Source organism: Xenorhabdus santafensis (genome assembly GCF_033949405.1).
Taxonomy (GTDB): Bacteria; Pseudomonadota; Gammaproteobacteria; order Enterobacterales; family Enterobacteriaceae; genus Xenorhabdus; species Xenorhabdus santafensis.
Genome location: NZ_VCDN01000010.1, coordinates 1 through 16,490 on the forward strand (window position 1 = coordinate 1; position 16,490 = coordinate 16,490).

The 16,490-nt window shown below is 42.1% G+C and carries 13 protein-coding genes; 8 read left to right on the forward strand and 5 right to left on the reverse strand.

The annotated features are described in order from the left end of the window. Positions 1-318: 318 nt before the first annotated feature. The gene (locus tag FE392_RS01535) at positions 319-1,665 is read left to right on the forward strand and encodes an MATE family efflux transporter (RefSeq protein ID WP_319928474.1); all 1,347 of its coding nucleotides are present in this window, start codon (positions 319-321) and stop codon (positions 1,663-1,665) included. A gap of 114 nt (positions 1,666-1,779) precedes the next feature. Here FE392_RS01535 and FE392_RS01540 read toward each other — a convergent pair whose 3' ends face one another. The 5 genes from FE392_RS01540 to zipA all read right to left on the reverse strand — a co-directional run bounded on the left by FE392_RS01540 (position 1,780) and on the right by zipA (position 7,430). Next, positions 1,780-2,532 carry an SDR family NAD(P)-dependent oxidoreductase gene (locus tag FE392_RS01540; protein ID WP_319928475.1) on the reverse strand — a complete coding sequence of 251 codons (753 nt, stop codon included), beginning with the start codon at positions 2,530-2,532 and terminating at the stop codon, positions 1,780-1,782. A gap of 126 nt (positions 2,533-2,658) precedes the next feature. Next, complete coding sequence (locus tag FE392_RS01545) at positions 2,659-2,880, reverse strand: DUF3820 family protein (protein WP_092507649.1); 222 nt, start codon at positions 2,878-2,880, stop codon at positions 2,659-2,661. Positions 2,881-2,987: 107 nt separating this feature from the next. Then, positions 2,988-4,178 carry a NupC/NupG family nucleoside CNT transporter gene (locus tag FE392_RS01550; protein WP_319928476.1) on the reverse strand — a complete coding sequence of 397 codons (1,191 nt, stop codon included), beginning with the start codon at positions 4,176-4,178 and terminating at the stop codon, positions 2,988-2,990. 186 nt (positions 4,179-4,364) lie between these two features. Then, positions 4,365-6,398, reverse strand: a complete 2,034-nt coding sequence (gene ligA, locus FE392_RS01555; protein ID WP_319928477.1) for an NAD-dependent DNA ligase LigA — start codon at positions 6,396-6,398, stop codon at positions 4,365-4,367. 60 nt (positions 6,399-6,458) lie between these two features. Beyond that, positions 6,459-7,430, reverse strand: a complete 972-nt coding sequence (gene zipA / locus FE392_RS01560) for a cell division protein ZipA (RefSeq protein WP_319928478.1) — start codon at positions 7,428-7,430, stop codon at positions 6,459-6,461. Between the two features lie 220 nt (positions 7,431-7,650). Between zipA and cysZ the strand changes: the two genes are divergently transcribed. The 7 genes from cysZ to FE392_RS01595 all read left to right on the forward strand — a co-directional run bounded on the left by cysZ (position 7,651) and on the right by FE392_RS01595 (position 16,462). Further along, complete coding sequence (cysZ, locus tag FE392_RS01565; protein WP_319928479.1) at positions 7,651-8,436, forward strand: sulfate transporter CysZ; 786 nt, start codon at positions 7,651-7,653, stop codon at positions 8,434-8,436. Between the two features lie 447 nt (positions 8,437-8,883). Further along, positions 8,884-9,774 (forward strand): Rpn family recombination-promoting nuclease/putative transposase, encoded by an 891-nt coding sequence (locus FE392_RS01570; protein WP_319928480.1) that lies wholly within the window; start codon positions 8,884-8,886, stop codon positions 9,772-9,774. A 203-nt stretch (positions 9,775-9,977) separates the two neighbouring features. After that, on the forward strand, positions 9,978-10,922 hold the full coding sequence (cysK, locus tag FE392_RS01575) for a cysteine synthase A (RefSeq protein WP_319928481.1): 945 nt from the start codon (positions 9,978-9,980) through the stop codon (positions 10,920-10,922). 452 nt (positions 10,923-11,374) lie between these two features. Continuing rightward, positions 11,375-11,632 carry a phosphocarrier protein Hpr gene (gene ptsH, locus FE392_RS01580; protein ID WP_092507663.1) on the forward strand — a complete coding sequence of 86 codons (258 nt, stop codon included), beginning with the start codon at positions 11,375-11,377 and terminating at the stop codon, positions 11,630-11,632. 129 nt (positions 11,633-11,761) lie between these two features. After that, positions 11,762-13,489: a phosphoenolpyruvate-protein phosphotransferase PtsI gene (gene ptsI / locus FE392_RS01585; RefSeq protein WP_319928482.1), complete on the forward strand. Its 1,728-nt coding sequence runs from the start codon at positions 11,762-11,764 to the stop codon at positions 13,487-13,489. A gap of 52 nt (positions 13,490-13,541) precedes the next feature. Next, on the forward strand, positions 13,542-14,051 hold the full coding sequence (gene crr, locus FE392_RS01590) for a PTS glucose transporter subunit IIA (protein WP_092507667.1): 510 nt from the start codon (positions 13,542-13,544) through the stop codon (positions 14,049-14,051). Positions 14,052-14,905: 854 nt separating this feature from the next. Beyond that, positions 14,906-16,462 carry an ABC-F family ATP-binding cassette domain-containing protein gene (locus FE392_RS01595; RefSeq protein WP_319928483.1) on the forward strand — a complete coding sequence of 519 codons (1,557 nt, stop codon included), beginning with the start codon at positions 14,906-14,908 and terminating at the stop codon, positions 16,460-16,462. Positions 16,463-16,490 lie beyond the last annotated feature (28 nt).

Genomic DNA, 16,490 nt, shown 5'->3' on the forward strand with positions numbered 1-16,490 from the left:
ATCCCGCTTAGCTCCACCAAAATTTTAAACCCCTGAAGACATCTGTTTTCAGGGGTTTTTCTTTTGGCTAACATATTGCCGTATTTATTTTTTATGAATATACTTCCCGTTAGCTTTATAAATGTGTTATTTCATTACACTTATAACTAAAAATATCCATCTATTTTAATGTAAGCTAGCCTCATTTAGTGCCAACCTCTGCCCTTTATATTTTTCATTAACAAACAATACATCTGAAAGTTAGCAAAAAACTTGTAAAAATTCTTTTTTTAAATTCCGGGAAAAACAATGTAGCAATAAAATCCAATAAGGATAGTTATGCAAAATAAAAATTTGTTCAGTGAATTAAAATACCTGTTTTTATTATCAACACCCATCATAATAACGCAGTTAGCCAGAACAGGGATGGGGGCTACTGATGCGCTCATGTCAGGTCATTATTCAACTATTGATTTAGCCGCCGTTGCTCTGGGTGGAAGTATTTGGTTCCCCATTTTTTTATTGGGGCACGGTGTTATTATGATGCTGTCTGCGGATGTGGCAAAATACAGATCTCACAACAATATTGAAGAAATAAAAGAGAGTGTAAATAACTATATATCCGCCTCTATTCTTCTATCAATTCCGATTATTATTTTTCTATTTGCTGCTGTGCAGCTTCTATCTTTTATTGGTGTTGATGAAGGTGTGGTGAGAGTTACGAAAGGCTATATTACAGCGATGGTTTTCGGTGTTCCCGGGCTGATGCTGTTCAACGTATTTCGTTCATTGCTACAAGGGTTGGAAGACACAAAAATCGCTATGTATATTTCCTGCATCGCTTTTTTGGTTAACATACCTGTCAACTATGCTTTTATATTTGGCAAATTTGGCATGCCGGAAATGGGGGGCATCGGCGCAGGAATTGCAACAACCCTGATCAACACACTTAGCGCCATTGCCCTTATTTTGTATTTTTTATACAAAAAAGAATATAAAAAGTACCAATTTAAACTCTCTTTGCAATTTAATCAGAAATTAAAGCAATTATTTGCAGTAGGTATTCCAAGTGGAATGGCTCTTTTTATTGAAGTGCTTTTTCTTGATATCATTGCATTTGGTGTCGCTACCCTTGGCCCTGTTTACATCGCTGCAAATAATATCAGTATAACCGTGGCATCTTTAATGTTCACTGTAACGGGTGGGTTTTCTACTGTGACAACAGTAAAGGTGAGTTATCTCAATGCCAAAAGAGATATCCAATCGATATTCCGTTTTAGTGGCATAGCAACGGCAGCGGCTTCATTTATCGCTATTGTATTATCCGTTCTTTTTTATCTATACCCCGACTCTATTATTCGTTTGTATACAAAAGATATTTTGGTGATCAATGCGGCCATGAGCCTTGTGATTTTTGTATGTTTCTTCCATTTACTTGATGCTTTTCAGTACATGCTATCGGGTATTTTTCGAGGGTTACATGAAACTAAAATAGTATTCTACGCACCTATTGTAGGTTATTGGGTTATTGGTGTTCCTTTAGGTTTTATCCTAGGGCTGACAGACATCATCACAGAAAAAATGGGGCTGGTTGGTTTTTGGTACGGGCTCGTTCTAGGCTTGATTATCAATGCGATAATACTCTCAATAATATTGAAGATGAAATTTAAAAGATTAGCCAGATAAACAGTTAACAGAGCCTATTCGGTTTTATTCACATGAAATAGGCTCTTCATTTTTTTATAGTTATTACTGTCTTATATTCACTGCCTTGTGATTACTGTATTGCATGTATTGAACTTATTGTGCCGTATAGCCGCCATCAATTGCGTAATAAGCCCCTGTCGTAAACGAACTTTCATCTGATAATAGAAATGCCACGGTCTTAGCCACTTCTGCTCTGGTTGCCATTCGTTTCATTGGGTGCGTGCTTGCCATCCATTCTCTGGCTTCGACGGGTAAAGCTTGCATATGCGGCGTTTCAACATAACCCGGCCCAACTGCGTTGATGCGGATGCCTTTATCAGCAAATTCCAAAGCCGCTGAACGCGTTAACCCGAGTACACCATGTTTAGCTGCCGTGTAAGGAGCAATGCCGGGAATTCCAACAATACCATTGGATGATGACAGGTTAACAATTGCCCCTCCTCCACTGCGGAGAATGGCGGGTATTCCATATTTCAAACCGAAAAATGTGCCGCTGAGATCAGTGTTAATCACATCATTCCAGTCATCGATGGAGTAATTACAGATATTGACGTTATGTGGCCCGGTAATGCCGGCATTGTTGACCAACATATGTAATCCACCGAACTTTTCTACCGTATTATCAACTAATGCCTTGACTGAAAGATGATCCCTGACATCTGATTCCATTGGAATGACATGCTGCCCTGTGGGATCCATCCGTCGAGCCGTTTGTTCGACACTGGCAAGCCGACGGCCGGTAATAATGACCGTTGCGCCCCGCTGACATAATTCTTCTGCAATCCCTTCCCCTATTCCTGTTGTGGCTCCTGTAACAATCGCCACTTTTCCGTCGAAATCATTCATTTTGCCCCTCCGTATATATCGTGTTTTTATCCACTCAACGCTTATCGCCCAATTAATTATGTTAAATATTAGTGCAATATAAATAACGACGAAGGGATCCAATGTCAGAAAAGTGTCGAATAAAATCTATGTATTGGCGTTTTTCAACGGTTTCACCAATGATTCCAGCCCCTCAATTTTGATAGCCAGCGTCATTTCCATTAATGCCCCCAGTTTGCCCTGCGGAAACTCCCCTTTTCTGGCAAACCAAAGTAAATATTCTTCCGGCAAATCAATCAGCATGCGCCCTTTATACTTGCCAAATGGCATGGCTGTATTGGCGATTTCCAGCAAATTTTCTTTATTCATTGTATTAGCCTCTCCAGTTTGCAATACAACATATTTTCATATAAAAAAAGTGGTATCTGTAAAGACACCACTTTCATTCATTATCACCACAAATTACGGGGCAGAGATTAAATACTCATTATCAACCCTGTAATTGCAGCAGACAAGAAGCTAACCAAAGTAGAACCAAACAGCAGTTTCAGTCCAAAACGGGCAACCGTATTGCTCTGTTTCTCATTCAGCCCTTTAATGGCTCCAGCAACAATCCCAATGGAGGAAAAGTTGGCAAAAGAGACCAAAAATACGGACAAAATGCCTTTCGAACGCTCACTCAGTTCACCTGCAATTTCCTGCAACCCCTGCATCGCCACAAATTCGTTGGAAACCAGTTTGGTCGCCATGATACTGCCCACTTTCAGTGCTTCATCACTTGGAATGCCGATAATCCAAGCAAACGGGTAAAACACATATCCCAGGCATTCTTGGAATGTAATACCAAATACTAAGTGGAAAATGGCATTGATGCCCGCAATCAAAGCGATAAAGCCAATCAGCATTGCAGAAACAATCAAGGCGACTTTGAAACCAGCCAGAATATACTCACCCAGCATTTCAAAGAAACTTTGCCCTTCGTGAAGATTGCTCATCTGAATTTCTTCTTCACTGTCAACAGAATAAGGGTTGATGAGCGACAGAACGATAAAGGTGCTGAACATGTTGAGAACCAATGCTGCAACGACGTATTTCGCATCCAGCATTGTCATATAAGCGCCCACGATAGACATGGAAACCGTAGACATTGCCGTCGCAGCCATCGTATACATCCGGCGCTCAGACATTTTTCCCAACACATCTTTATAAGCAATAAAGTTCTCTGATTGCCCCAAAATCAATGAACTGACCGCATTAAACGATTCCAGTTTTCCCATCCCGTTCACTTTCGACAACACCGTGCCTATCGCTCGGATGATAATCGGCAGTACTTTGATATGCTGCAAAATACCAATCAGGGCGGAGATAAAAATGATCGGACACAATACATTCAGGAAGAAAAACGCCAGATTCGCTTCTATCATGCCGCCGAATACAAAGCTGGTACCCTTTGCGGCATAAGACAATAAATGAACAAAAAGATTGTCAAATGCTTTAACAATCCCCAGACCTGCATTAGAATTCAGGAAGAACCATGCCAAAAAGAGCTCAATGACAAGTAACTGAATAATATAGCGAATCTGAATACCTTTTCGGTTATTGCTCGCAAAGACAGCTAAGCCGCCAATCACTGCTAATGCGAGGAAAAAATGAAAAATATGAGACATAAAAAGAACTCCAAACGTGACACTGCGCAAATTTATAACTGTATTTTATGTAACGCAAAGCAATAAATTTTGACTATTATCACATTAATTTACTATTTAGGCGGCTATAAATTTCTATTTAGCCAACCCGATCACATTTTCTTCATCATATGATTGATGTGAAACGGATTGGCTAAACGAAACAAATTACTCACCCAACAAACGAATCATCTCTTCTTCATCAATAACCGGAATACCTAATTCATTGGCTTTAGCTAATTTAGAGCCTGCGGCTTCGCCAGCGATAACCAGATCTGTTTTTTTCGAAACACTCCCTGTTACTTTTGCCCCTAAAGCCATCAACTTATCTTTAGCCTCATCTCTGGATAAACGGCTCAATGAACCGGTCAATACTACGATCTTACCTGTAAATGGGCTATCAACTTCGTACAAGGGCAAGCTTTCAGCAGATTCCCAATGAATACCAATATTATTGACCAAATCATCAATTACAGATTGGTTGTGTGGCTCATTGAAGAAATTCACAACATGGCTGGCAACAATGCCCCCTACATCCTGTACTGCGATTAATGCCTCGATATCCGCCGCACGCAATTTTTCCAGCGTGCCGAAATGAGAAACCAAATTGGCGGCCGTGGCTTCACCAACTTCACGGATCCCCAAAGAATAAATAAAACGGGCAAACGTGGTTTTTTTGGCATTTTCCAAGGCGTTAATGACATTTTGGGCAGATTTAGGCCCCATTCGATCCAGCCCGGTCACTATCCCTGCGGTAAGACGGAAAAGATCGGCTGGTGTTTTAACATATTCTTTATCCACCAACTGCTCAATGATCTTTTCTCCCATGCCATCAACATCCATGGCACGACGGGAAACAAAGTGCTTCAACGCTTCTTTGCGCTGTGCCCCGCAAAATAGCCCTCCGGTACAGCGAGCTACCGCTTCACCTTCAACGCGCTCTATATCAGAGCCACAAACCGGGCAGCTCTCAGGGAAAATCACTTCCCGGCTTTCAGCCAGCCGATGTTCATGCACAACTCCCACCACTTGCGGGATAACGTCCCCAGCCCGGCGGATGACCACCGTATCGCCAATGCGCAAGCCCAAACGTTCAATTTCATCTGCGTTGTGCAATGTGGCATTGCTGACCGTCACTCCCGCAACGGATACCGGTTCCAAACGCGCAACAGGCGTAATGGCACCGGTACGCCCTACTTGAAACTCAACATCACGGACAATCGTCATCTGTTCTTGGGCTGGAAATTTAAAGGCGGTTGCCCAACGTGGCGCTCTGGCAACGAAACCTAACTTTTCTTGTAATGCAAGGGAGTCAACTTTGATTACAACCCCGTCGATATCAAAACCCAGTATTGGCCGCTGCTGCTCAATATCACGGTAAAAATCCATTACCTGCTGGGTTCCCTGACACAATTTCACTTTGTCACTGACGGGCAGGCCCCACTGTTTAAATTGCATCAAACGCTCATAATGGCTTTCAGGCAGCTTCCCATTTTCAAAATTGCCACCTTCAAGAACACCGATACCATAACAGTAAAAAGTAAGTGGGCGCTTGGCCGTAATACGTGGATCAAGCTGGCGCAAGGAACCCGCTGCTGCATTGCGAGGATTGGCGAATACTTTATTGCCGGTACGGCGGGCTTCTTCGTTGAGCTTTTCAAAGCCAGCCTGCTTTATGAAAACTTCGCCGCGAATTTCAACACGATCGGGGATATTCTTCCCTTGTAAACGTAGGGGAATCGCATGAATGGTGCGGACATTGGCTGTAATGTTTTCCCCTGTCGTTCCATCACCACGAGTTGCTGCTCGCACTAATTCACCATTTTCATACAGCAGGCTGACAGCCAGACCGTCCAATTTCAATTCACAGCAAAACACCAAATCCCGGCTATCTTTCAGGCGATCACGGACACGTTTATCAAACGCCAGATAACTTTCCTCATCAAATACGTTATCTAAAGACAACATAGGGATTTCATGGCGAACTTGCTCAAATGCAGTTAATGGCGCAGCACCGACGCGTTGGGTGGGAGAATCTGCCGTAATTAATTCTGGATGCTGTTCTTCCAATGCTTTTAATTCACGCATCAAACGATCGTATTCTGCGTCAGGGATCTCTGGCGTATCCAAAACATGATACAAATATTCATGATGGCGCAAAGTTGTTCTTAGTGTGTTGATTTTTTCGATAATATTTTTCATGACTTCTCACCAGAGATGAAAAAACCCCCGACTGGCGGGGGCTTAAAACTAAAGAAGGATTTATTCACCGATGTTGAGCGTATTGCGGATACGCGCTTTGTAGAGTTCGATCATCTGGGGTGTCAGCATCTTGCGTTCACCATCCAGAACCACTCCTCCTACATCAGCAGCGATGCGCTGTGCTGCCTGCAACATCAATTTAAAATTCTGATTGGAATCACCATATGAAGGCACAAGCATAAACATGGAAATACCCGGTGTTGTGAAATCGGTCATTTGCTCCGGATCGAACGAACCCGGTTTCACCATGTTAGCCAAACTGAATAACACCGCACCACTGCCTGACGGATGAAGGTGGCGGTGGAAGATATTCATGTCGCCAAACCGGAAGCCTGCCTGCAAAATACTTTGCAGCAATGCTTCGCCATCCAATTCCTGACCATGATGGGCAGCAACATGCAGTACCAGCACCGTTTCTTTTGGCGCTTTTTCAGCTTCAACCGACGTTTCTGCTTCCACTGCATTTGGATTCTTTTCAACCATCAGGTCATCAGCGGCGTGCTCCCTGAGCGATTTATCGCCCACATCCCCAGCGGCTGCCTCTTTCGATTCAACTTGCTCAACAGGATCAAATAACCCAAGTTGCGGTTCATCCTGCTGCTCATCAACAGCATTAACTTTCGTCTTTGCTGCTGATTCAGCTGGTTGATTTCTTGCAAGTAAAGGATCAGAACCCTCATCAGGTTCAGCCACGGATGATTCAGATGCACGACGTTCGATAACGGGCTCTGCACGATGTTCAGTATGCGGCTTGCCCGATTTCTGCACATGTGATTTGGGCTCATTATCAAACAGTTCATCGTTATCACTATTTTCCAGCTCTTCCTGACGCTCCTGTTTATGACGTTTAACTGGGCGATCACGAAAGAGTGATGAACGCTCTTTACGGCTGGTCCACAACCCATGTAATAGCAAAGCTATTATGGCTATCGCACCAACAACGATTAATATCAGACGCAAATCCTGCATCATTGCTATCTCTGTTGTTTAAATTAATTGCCACTACGGCGGAATATTCTTTAGATAAGAGTATTTGCCAAATAAGACAAGTGCAAGTCTCTAAATACTTTTCTTACCATAAAGAGATAATCAAACTGTTTTTTAGGATGTTTTTTACACACAAAACTACTGGTCAGTAGAAAATCCTGACTATATCATACCGTCTCAAACATATAGGAGAGAATAAGAAAATATGACGAATTCGACAAAATCGCCAAAACATTTGGGAGGATTTCATTATATTGCGCAAGGATGGCAGCTTATAACCCGTCCTGGCATTAAGAGATTCGTTTTATTACCCTTACTGGCTAATATGTTATTGCTGGGTGGTTCATTCTGGTGGCTATATCAGAAATTGGATGGCTGGATACAATGGACCCTCGATAAAATACCAGATTGGATGCAATGGCTCAGTTATTTAATCTGGCCACTGGCAGTTATTTCTATTTTGCTGATTTTCACCTATTTTTTCAGCACACTGGCCAATTTTATTGCTGCCCCTTTCAACGGGTTGCTGGCAGAAAAGCTGGAAGCCAGCCTGACAGGCATTCCGGCACCTGATACCGGCGTCATGGATTTACTTAAAGACACTCCCCGTATTTTAAAACGTGAAGTGGTGAAAATTATTTATTATATTCCCCGTGCGATTGTCCTATTGTTGCTTTACTTTATTCCCGGTATTGGGCAAACCGTTGCTCCGGTACTTTGGTTTATTTTCAGCGCATGGATGCTGGCTATCCAATATTGTGATTATCCATTTGATAATCACAAGGTTAGTTTTTCCACGATGAGAACAACTCTGAGGCAAGATAAAATTGATAACCTCCAGTTTGGGGCTGCCGTGAGTGTATTAACGATGATCCCTATCGTGAATTTGTTCATTATGCCGGTTGCTGTCTGTGGCGCTACGGCAATGTGGGTTGATCGTTACCGCACACAGCACGCGTTAACTCACAAAAGCTTTAACTCAAATATCTAATCTTTTTAATACCGAATTAATCAAATAACCCCCTGACATCTTTGTCATTTGTCAGGGGATAAATTCCAACCCTAAGATAATACGGCCTAATAGACATTGGAATTTACTGATCTCATTGCCGATTATGCTGATTCTGCCCCTGCGTTATAAGCCTCATTCCTTGAGCAGTGCCATAATTGCTGCATTCTACTTAATAAATCTATGAACCCGATAATGATTACAGTAACTAAGATTATTCTTTGCGTATCGCCTCAAAAACATTCGCAAAGAAACATTTAATTATTTGATTTAATTAATAATGTAAGTTTCTCTATCGAACTGATTTATTGTTCAGCTCTAAAATTGACCATCAAATGATATGTTGTACATTGATGGTTGGTTTTTTAGGAGGTGAGAATGTTAGTCATCAAGGATGATTAATAACTTATTAAAAAAGAGGGACGGATTGTGGCAAAGGAAGGAAAAAAGCCTCACCATGATGGATTATTCAAACATTTTTTAACACAGCCAGAAACAGCCAGAGAGTTTTTATCTCTCTATCTGCCTGAAGAAATCCGGTCATTATGTGATTTAACCACGCTGAAGCTGGAACCCGGTAGCTTTGTAGATAGACAGTTACGTCAGTTGCACAGTGATGTACTGTATTCTGTCGATACAAAACAAGATGTTGGTTATATTTATTGTCTTATTGAGCATCAATCCACGCCCGATCCACTGATGGCTTGGCGGTTAATGTATTATTCTATGTCAGCAATGGCTGCACACCTTAAAAAAGGACATACTGAACTTCCTTTGGTCGTGCCTTTGTTGTTTTATCATGGAGAGGTGAAACCTTACCCCTATTCAAATCGATGGCTGGATTGTTTTACGCTCTCTGAACAAGCCTCTCGTGTGTACAATCAGCCACTTCCGTTGGTGGATATAAGTGCGCTAAGCGACGAAGAGATCTTGACGCATAAGAGCATTGCCTTGATGGAGCTGGTACAAAAACATATCCGCTGCCGGGATATGCTGGTATGGGTTCCCCAACTGGTGGCACTTTTGAATGCTGGTTATAATACAGCCGAACAGCGCAATATTGTGTTACGCTATGTTTTGTCGAATGGGCATACACTGGATCTCTCCCAATTTGTCCATCACCTCATTGAACAATCTCCGGAGAATGAAACAATGTTGATGACTATTGCAGAACAGCTTGAACAAAAAGGCCGGGAGGAAGGTCGAAAAGAAGCTATGCTGGAAATGGCTCGCGCGTTATTGCGAAATGGCGTTAGCGTGGACATCATTGTCACCAGTACCGGACTGAGCCGGGATAAAATTGAAACGTTAACTCACTAATTCCCTCCTTCCCAATAGAAATGCCGAATCTTGAATATCGGCATTTTTTCCCTCTCTCACTGATCATAAATAATCTAAAGAATATAAAACGATCACCAAATATTCTTTTATATAATAAGAATAGATTGAAACCTTATTTCCATAAATAAGATGTTAGCGTATGGTTAAACAGCATTTAACGGTATTTTAGGGGCAATCGAACAATGAGCAAAATTTATGAAGATAATTCGTTTACTATTGGCCACACCCCGCTGGTACGCCTGAAACATTTCTCTGATGGCCGCATTTTGGGAAAAGTAGAATCCCGTAATCCCAGTTTCAGTGTAAAATGCCGCATTGGTGCCAACATGATTTGGGATGCAGAAAAACGCGGTATTTTAACCAAAGATAAAGAATTAATTGAGCCAACCAGTGGCAATACGGGTATCGCACTTGCCTACGTTGCAGCCGCCCGTGGTTATAAGCTGACATTAACCATGCCAGAAACCATGAGCCTTGAGCGTCGCAAATTGTTGAAAGCGTTGGGCGCTAATTTGGTACTGACTGAAGGCGCAAAAGGCATGAAAGGTGCCATTGATAAAGCCAACGAAATTCATGACAGCGATCCCGGCCGTTATATACTTCTGCAACAATTCAGCAATCCAGCAAATCCAGAGATCCACGAACAAACGACCGGCCCTGAAATTTGGGAAGATACTGACGGAAACGTCGATGTTTTTGTTGCTGGTGTCGGCACCGGCGGGACTATTACTGGTGTTGCCCGCTACCTGAAAAACACTCGCGGCAAACAAGTCACTATCGTTGCGGTAGAGCCAGAAGATTCACCTGTTATCAGTCAAAAATTGGCAGGCGAAGAACTTAAACCTGGCCCACATAAAATTCAGGGAATTGGTGCAGGCTTCATTCCTGATAACTTAGATTTAACATTAGTTGACCGCGTATTTAAAATCAGTAATGAAGAAGCCATTCAAACGGCACGCCAAGTTACTGAAAAAGAAGGTATTCTTGCGGGCATTTCTTCCGGTGCAGCCGTTGCCGCTGCCGTCAAATTATCGCAGGAAGATGAATACAAAGACAAAAATATCGTTGTTATTTTGCCTTCTTCCGCTGAACGTTATCTCAGTACTGCACTCTTTTCCGATTTATGATGCGTTCAAAAATCACCCAGAGTGATTTTTCATTATGATGTCAAAAAAGCGCCTTAAGGGTGCTTTTTTGTGCATCAGATCAAAGTTTAAAACTTTCTTAGATGATTTATTCAAGTAGCTTTAGTATTTAACCAGTAATTATTTTGATGCACGAAATTAATCTCCAAGCTGGAGCCTGAAGGGCTATTTCACTAAGCCATTACTCAGATAGTGTGTATTAACACCAAATCAACAATTGAATGCATCAAGTGTGTTAATTTTTTGATAACGATTAATATACCCCCCTGATAAATTTCAAGTGGTTATTTCAACGGAACAACGGCTTGAACTTTAAAGGGTATATCCTTTTTTCATTATCAATTTAACGATTGTACAAGCTAAAGCGAATTCAACTACACTGACTAGAATTCTCTTAGCTTTTCAACGATTATTTAAGTTATTGAGGAAATACTATGTTCCAGCAAGAAGTTACTATCACTGCACCAAATGGCCTTCACACTCGCCCTGCTGCACAATTCGTCAAAGAAGCAAAAGGTTTCTCTTCTGACATTACCCTGACTTCTGGAGGCAAATCTGCCAGTGCAAAAAGCCTGTTTAAATTGCAAACGCTGGGACTCACTCAAGGTACAGTCGTAACTATTGCTGCTGAAGGCGAAGATGAGCAACAAGCTGTTGAACATTTAATTAAACTGATGGGTGAGTTGGAATAACAGCCTGTTTAATAAAGCCAACTTATTTCATTCAGTTCATCCCCGGAGCAATAAAATCCGGGGATATGTAGAGCCTCTCCCTTCGAAGGCGCAATGAAAAGTAATCACCCGCAGTTAAGGTCACAGAGTATGATTTCAGGTATCTTAGTATCACCAGGTATTGCTTTCGGTAAGGCACTATTGCTGAAAGAAGACCCCATCATTATTAATCAGAAAAAAATCACTCCTGAACAAGTCGAACCAGAAATTTCCCGCTTTAAGCAAGGCCGCGATAAATCCTCCGCACAATTAGAAATCATCAGACAAACAGCCGAAAAAAATTTGGGTGCTGAAAAAGCCGAAATCTTCGAAGGTCACATAATGTTGCTGGAAGATGAGGAGCTGGAGCAGGAAATTATTACCCTGATTAAGAAAAATCTGGCAACTGCGGATTCCGCTGTTCACTCCGTCATTGAAGATCAAGCCAAGGCTCTGGAAGAACTGGATGATGAATATTTGAAAGAGCGGGCTGCTGATGTGCGTGATATCGGCAAGCGTTTACTGAAAAATATTCTGGGCATGCCAATTATTGATCTGGGCTCTATTGAAGAAGAAGCCATTCTGGTTGCCAACGATCTGACCCCGTCAGAAACCGCGCAACTGAATCTGGATAAAGTTCTGGGCTTCATCACAGATTTGGGTGGCCGTACTTCCCATACGTCTATCATGGCCCGTTCGCTGGAATTGCCGGCGATTGTTGGTACAACCAACGCAACCAAACAAATTCAAAATGGCAGCTATCTGATTCTGGATGCGGTCAATAATCATATTTATGTCGATCCATCTGATAGCGAAATCGAGCGGCTGAAAGCAGCTAAAAACGAATACCTAACAGAAAAAGCTGAGCTGGCGAAGCTGAAAGATTTACCTGCTATCACCTTGGATGGTCACCAAGTTGAAGTTTGTGCCAATATCGGTACAGTCCGTGATGTCGCAGGCGCAGAGCGCAATGGTGCAGAAGGCGTTGGCTTATACCGCACTGAATTCCTGTTTATGGATCGTGACGCCTTGCCAACTGAAGACGAACAATTCGAGGCTTACAAGGCCGTAGCAGAAGCCGTTGGCAACCAGGCGATTATTATTCGTACCATGGACATCGGAGGGGACAAAGACCTGCCTTACATGAATTTGCCAAAAGAGGAAAACCCGTTCCTTGGTTGGCGCGCAATCCGCATCTGCCTCTCCCGTAAAGATATTTTACATTCTCAATTGCGGGCTATTTTGAGGGCTTCTGCATTTGGTAAATTACGTATCATGTTCCCTATGATCATTTCAGTTGAAGAAATACGGGAGCTGAAAGCCGAAATTGCGTTACTGAAAACGCAGTTACGCAATGAAAACCAAGCATTTGATGAAACAATTGAAGTTGGCATTATGGTGGAAACACCTGCCGCTGCAACCATTGCTCACCATCTTGCAAAAGAAGTTGACTTTTTTAGTATTGGGACGAACGATCTAACTCAGTATACTCTTGCGGTAGACCGTGGTAATGAGCTAATTTCTCATCTTTATAACCCTATGTCACCTGCCGTGTTAAACTTAATCAAGCAAGTGATTGATGCTTCACACGCAGAAGGTAAATGGACGGGCATGTGTGGTGAACTTGCGGGTGATGAACGCGCTACACTACTGCTTTTAGGCATGGGATTGGATGAATTCAGCATGAGTGCAATATCAATTCCGCGTATCAAAAAAATCATCCGTAATACAAACTACGGTGATGCAAAAGCACTGGCGGAACAAGCTTTAACTCAGCCAACAGCACAGGAATTGATGGAGTTGGTTGATACGTTTACCAGAGAAAAAACCCTCTGCTAAACGAAGCACATTAACCAGAACACGGTCCCATTAAACAATTAGGAGAATATTCATGGGTCTGCTTGATAAATTGAAATCTCTGGTTTCAGACGATAAAAAAAACAGTGGCAGTATTGAAATTATCGCCCCATTATCCGGTGAAATAGTCAACATTGAAGATGTGCCAGATGTTGTCTTTGCCGAAAAGATTGTTGGTGATGGCATTGCGATTAAACCCGCCGGCAATAAAATTGTTGCTCCTGTTGACGGCACCATTGGTAAAATTTTCGAAACTAACCATGCGTTTTCTATCGAATCTGATAGTGGCATTGAACTATTCGTCCATTTTGGTATTGATACCGTTGAACTGAAAGGTGAAGGCTTCAAGCGCATCGCCGAAGAAGGTCAGCGGGTACAAAAAGGCGACTTGGTTTTAGAGTTTGATTTGGCATTTCTGGAGGAAAGGGCTAAATCAACCCTGACTCCTGTTGTTATTTCTAACATGGATGAAATCAAAGAGTTATCCAAAGTCAATGGATCTGTCGTCGTGGGTGAATCTGTTATTATGCGCATCAAAAAATAACAGTTCATCTTAAAGCTAAGTCAGCGATTCATATATCGCTGCTGCTTTATCTTTTATAAATTTCGAGTTGCGTCGAGGTAACGAGAGAGTGAACCCCGGGAGTATGAATAACCGTATGTTGATAAAAACGGTGACCGGGGTGAACGAATACAGCCAACAAAGATGCAACTTGAAAAACCATAGATATATTCATTTATTTGTTTATTCAGCCTGATATCCTTTTATTTTATCTTACGGCCATGTGGCTGCACTTTAATTGAACATTTATATTGATCATAATAACTTTTATTTATCATAGAATTAGATCACAGAACCTAAACATATTCACGATTAAAATAACCGTTTCATGTTTCTACATTGACTTTTCTTATTTGTTTGCTTAGCTTAAAAAGCAAACCACTTTTAAAAGACACTCTCTATCATGTTATACATCTTATTCAAGAGTTTTATCAGATGACTATGCTCCGCGCATGTTTCACGATGAAGTGATGCTCGGAGTTAAGTGATCCAATCTTCATCAAATACATAATATTGCTCTCAGAGCAGGCTTATACCTCATAAATTTCAGGTTGCATTCCGGCGGCAAAAAAAGCCTCCGATAAAAAAGCAACGTGAAAGGCTGCGGGTGGCTTTCAGAGCGTTGTATTTGATAACAAGAATAGAGAGCTGGCCGGTGCTGATCTTCCATCACCGGCCTTTTTATATCTGAAATTCAGATACCCCATTTCTTATACACAATGGATTTCAAGTTGCATCGCGGCGGCAAGAGAGAGGCAGCTTGAAAGACGACGTGTATATTATTAAGACGAGGGGCCGGTATTTATATCGGCCCCTCTTTTTTTGGGATAAATATAATGAGTCTTTTATTTGTTAAAGCCCTGAATTATCAATTGCCAGACAAATGGTTATATCGTGATGCGAATTTCACTCTTAACCCTAAAGAACATATCGGGATCACAGGCAAAAACGGAGCGGGGAAAACCACGTTACTTCGTTTGCTGCAAAATGAAATTACGCCAGATTCTGGTGAAATCTGCTGGCAGCCAAACATCAAAATTGGCTATCTAGACCAACATACCCATATCGATCATCACTTATCGATTCGGGATTATCTCAACACCGCATTCCAAGCCTTATTCGATGCAGAACGTGCCATGATAGAAATTTATGAATCACCAGAAAAAAGCATGGACGAGAGTTACTTAAAGCAGGCCGCTGAATGGCAAACCTTACTGGAAAAACACCAATTCTACAGTTTGGCGCACCGTATTGAGCAAGTTGCCTTTGGCTTGGGATTAGATGTATATGGATTAGACACCCCGATTGGGAACCTGAGTGGTGGTCAGCGTCACAAAGTCATGCTGGCTAAATTGCTGCTGGATGAAGTCTCGGTTTTGTTACTGGATGAACCCACTAACTACCTTGATGCAATGCATATCGAATGGCTGACAAATTATTTACGGACTTATTCAGGCGCATTTCTGGTGATTTCTCATGATGTCGCCTTCTTAGATCAAATTACTCACGGTATTTGCGATATCGAACATTGCAGCATAAAGAAATACAAGGGCAATTACAGTAAAGCGATGGCACAGAAAGCGTTAGAGCAGAAAAATGTCGTGAATGCCTTTGATGCTCAGCAAAAAGAGATTGCCAAGCTAAAAGCATTTATCAGCAAAAACAGCGCAGGAGTGAAAGCCAAGAGTGCCAATAGCCGCAAGAAACAGTTGGCAAAAATTGAGCGAATAGAAAAACCACAAGATGATGTGGCTATTTCCATTCAATTTGCGTCATTGCCGCTTAATGCCCAGAAAATAATTAACGCTCATGGATTGCTTATCGGCTATCAAACCCCGCTGTTGCCTGCATTTAACTTGCATTTACAACGAGGGGAAAAAGTCGTGATTGCAGGTTTTAACGGCTTAGGTAAATCAACGCTGCTGAAAACGTTGTTAGGCCAGTTAACGCCATTGTCAGGAAATATTGAGTTAGCTCTGGGGATTAAATGGGGTTACTTTGCCCAAGATTTGCACTGGGAATATCCGGAAAGCACACCGATTCAGATGGTGCGTTCCTCCAACGCGTCACTGAATGATAAAACCGCCCGGCAGCAATTATCCCGGTTTCACTTATCGGGCAAAAAGATGGAACAGTCGCTGTTACAACTGAGCGGCGGTGAACAAACCAAAGTGAAATTGGCGATGATAGCCGCGTCTCCAAGCAATGTGCTGATTTTGGATGAACCGACAACACACTTGGATACCACCATGAAGGCGGCCCTGAAAGAAGCGTTGATTGCCTATTCAGGAACGGTTGTCTTGGTATGTCATGAGGCGGATTTTGTAGAAGGCTGGCCGGATAAAGTGATAGATATGAGTAAATTAGGTTCCTATGACACTGTTCGGTCATAAGAGATGACTTTCTTATTTAATGAAATGA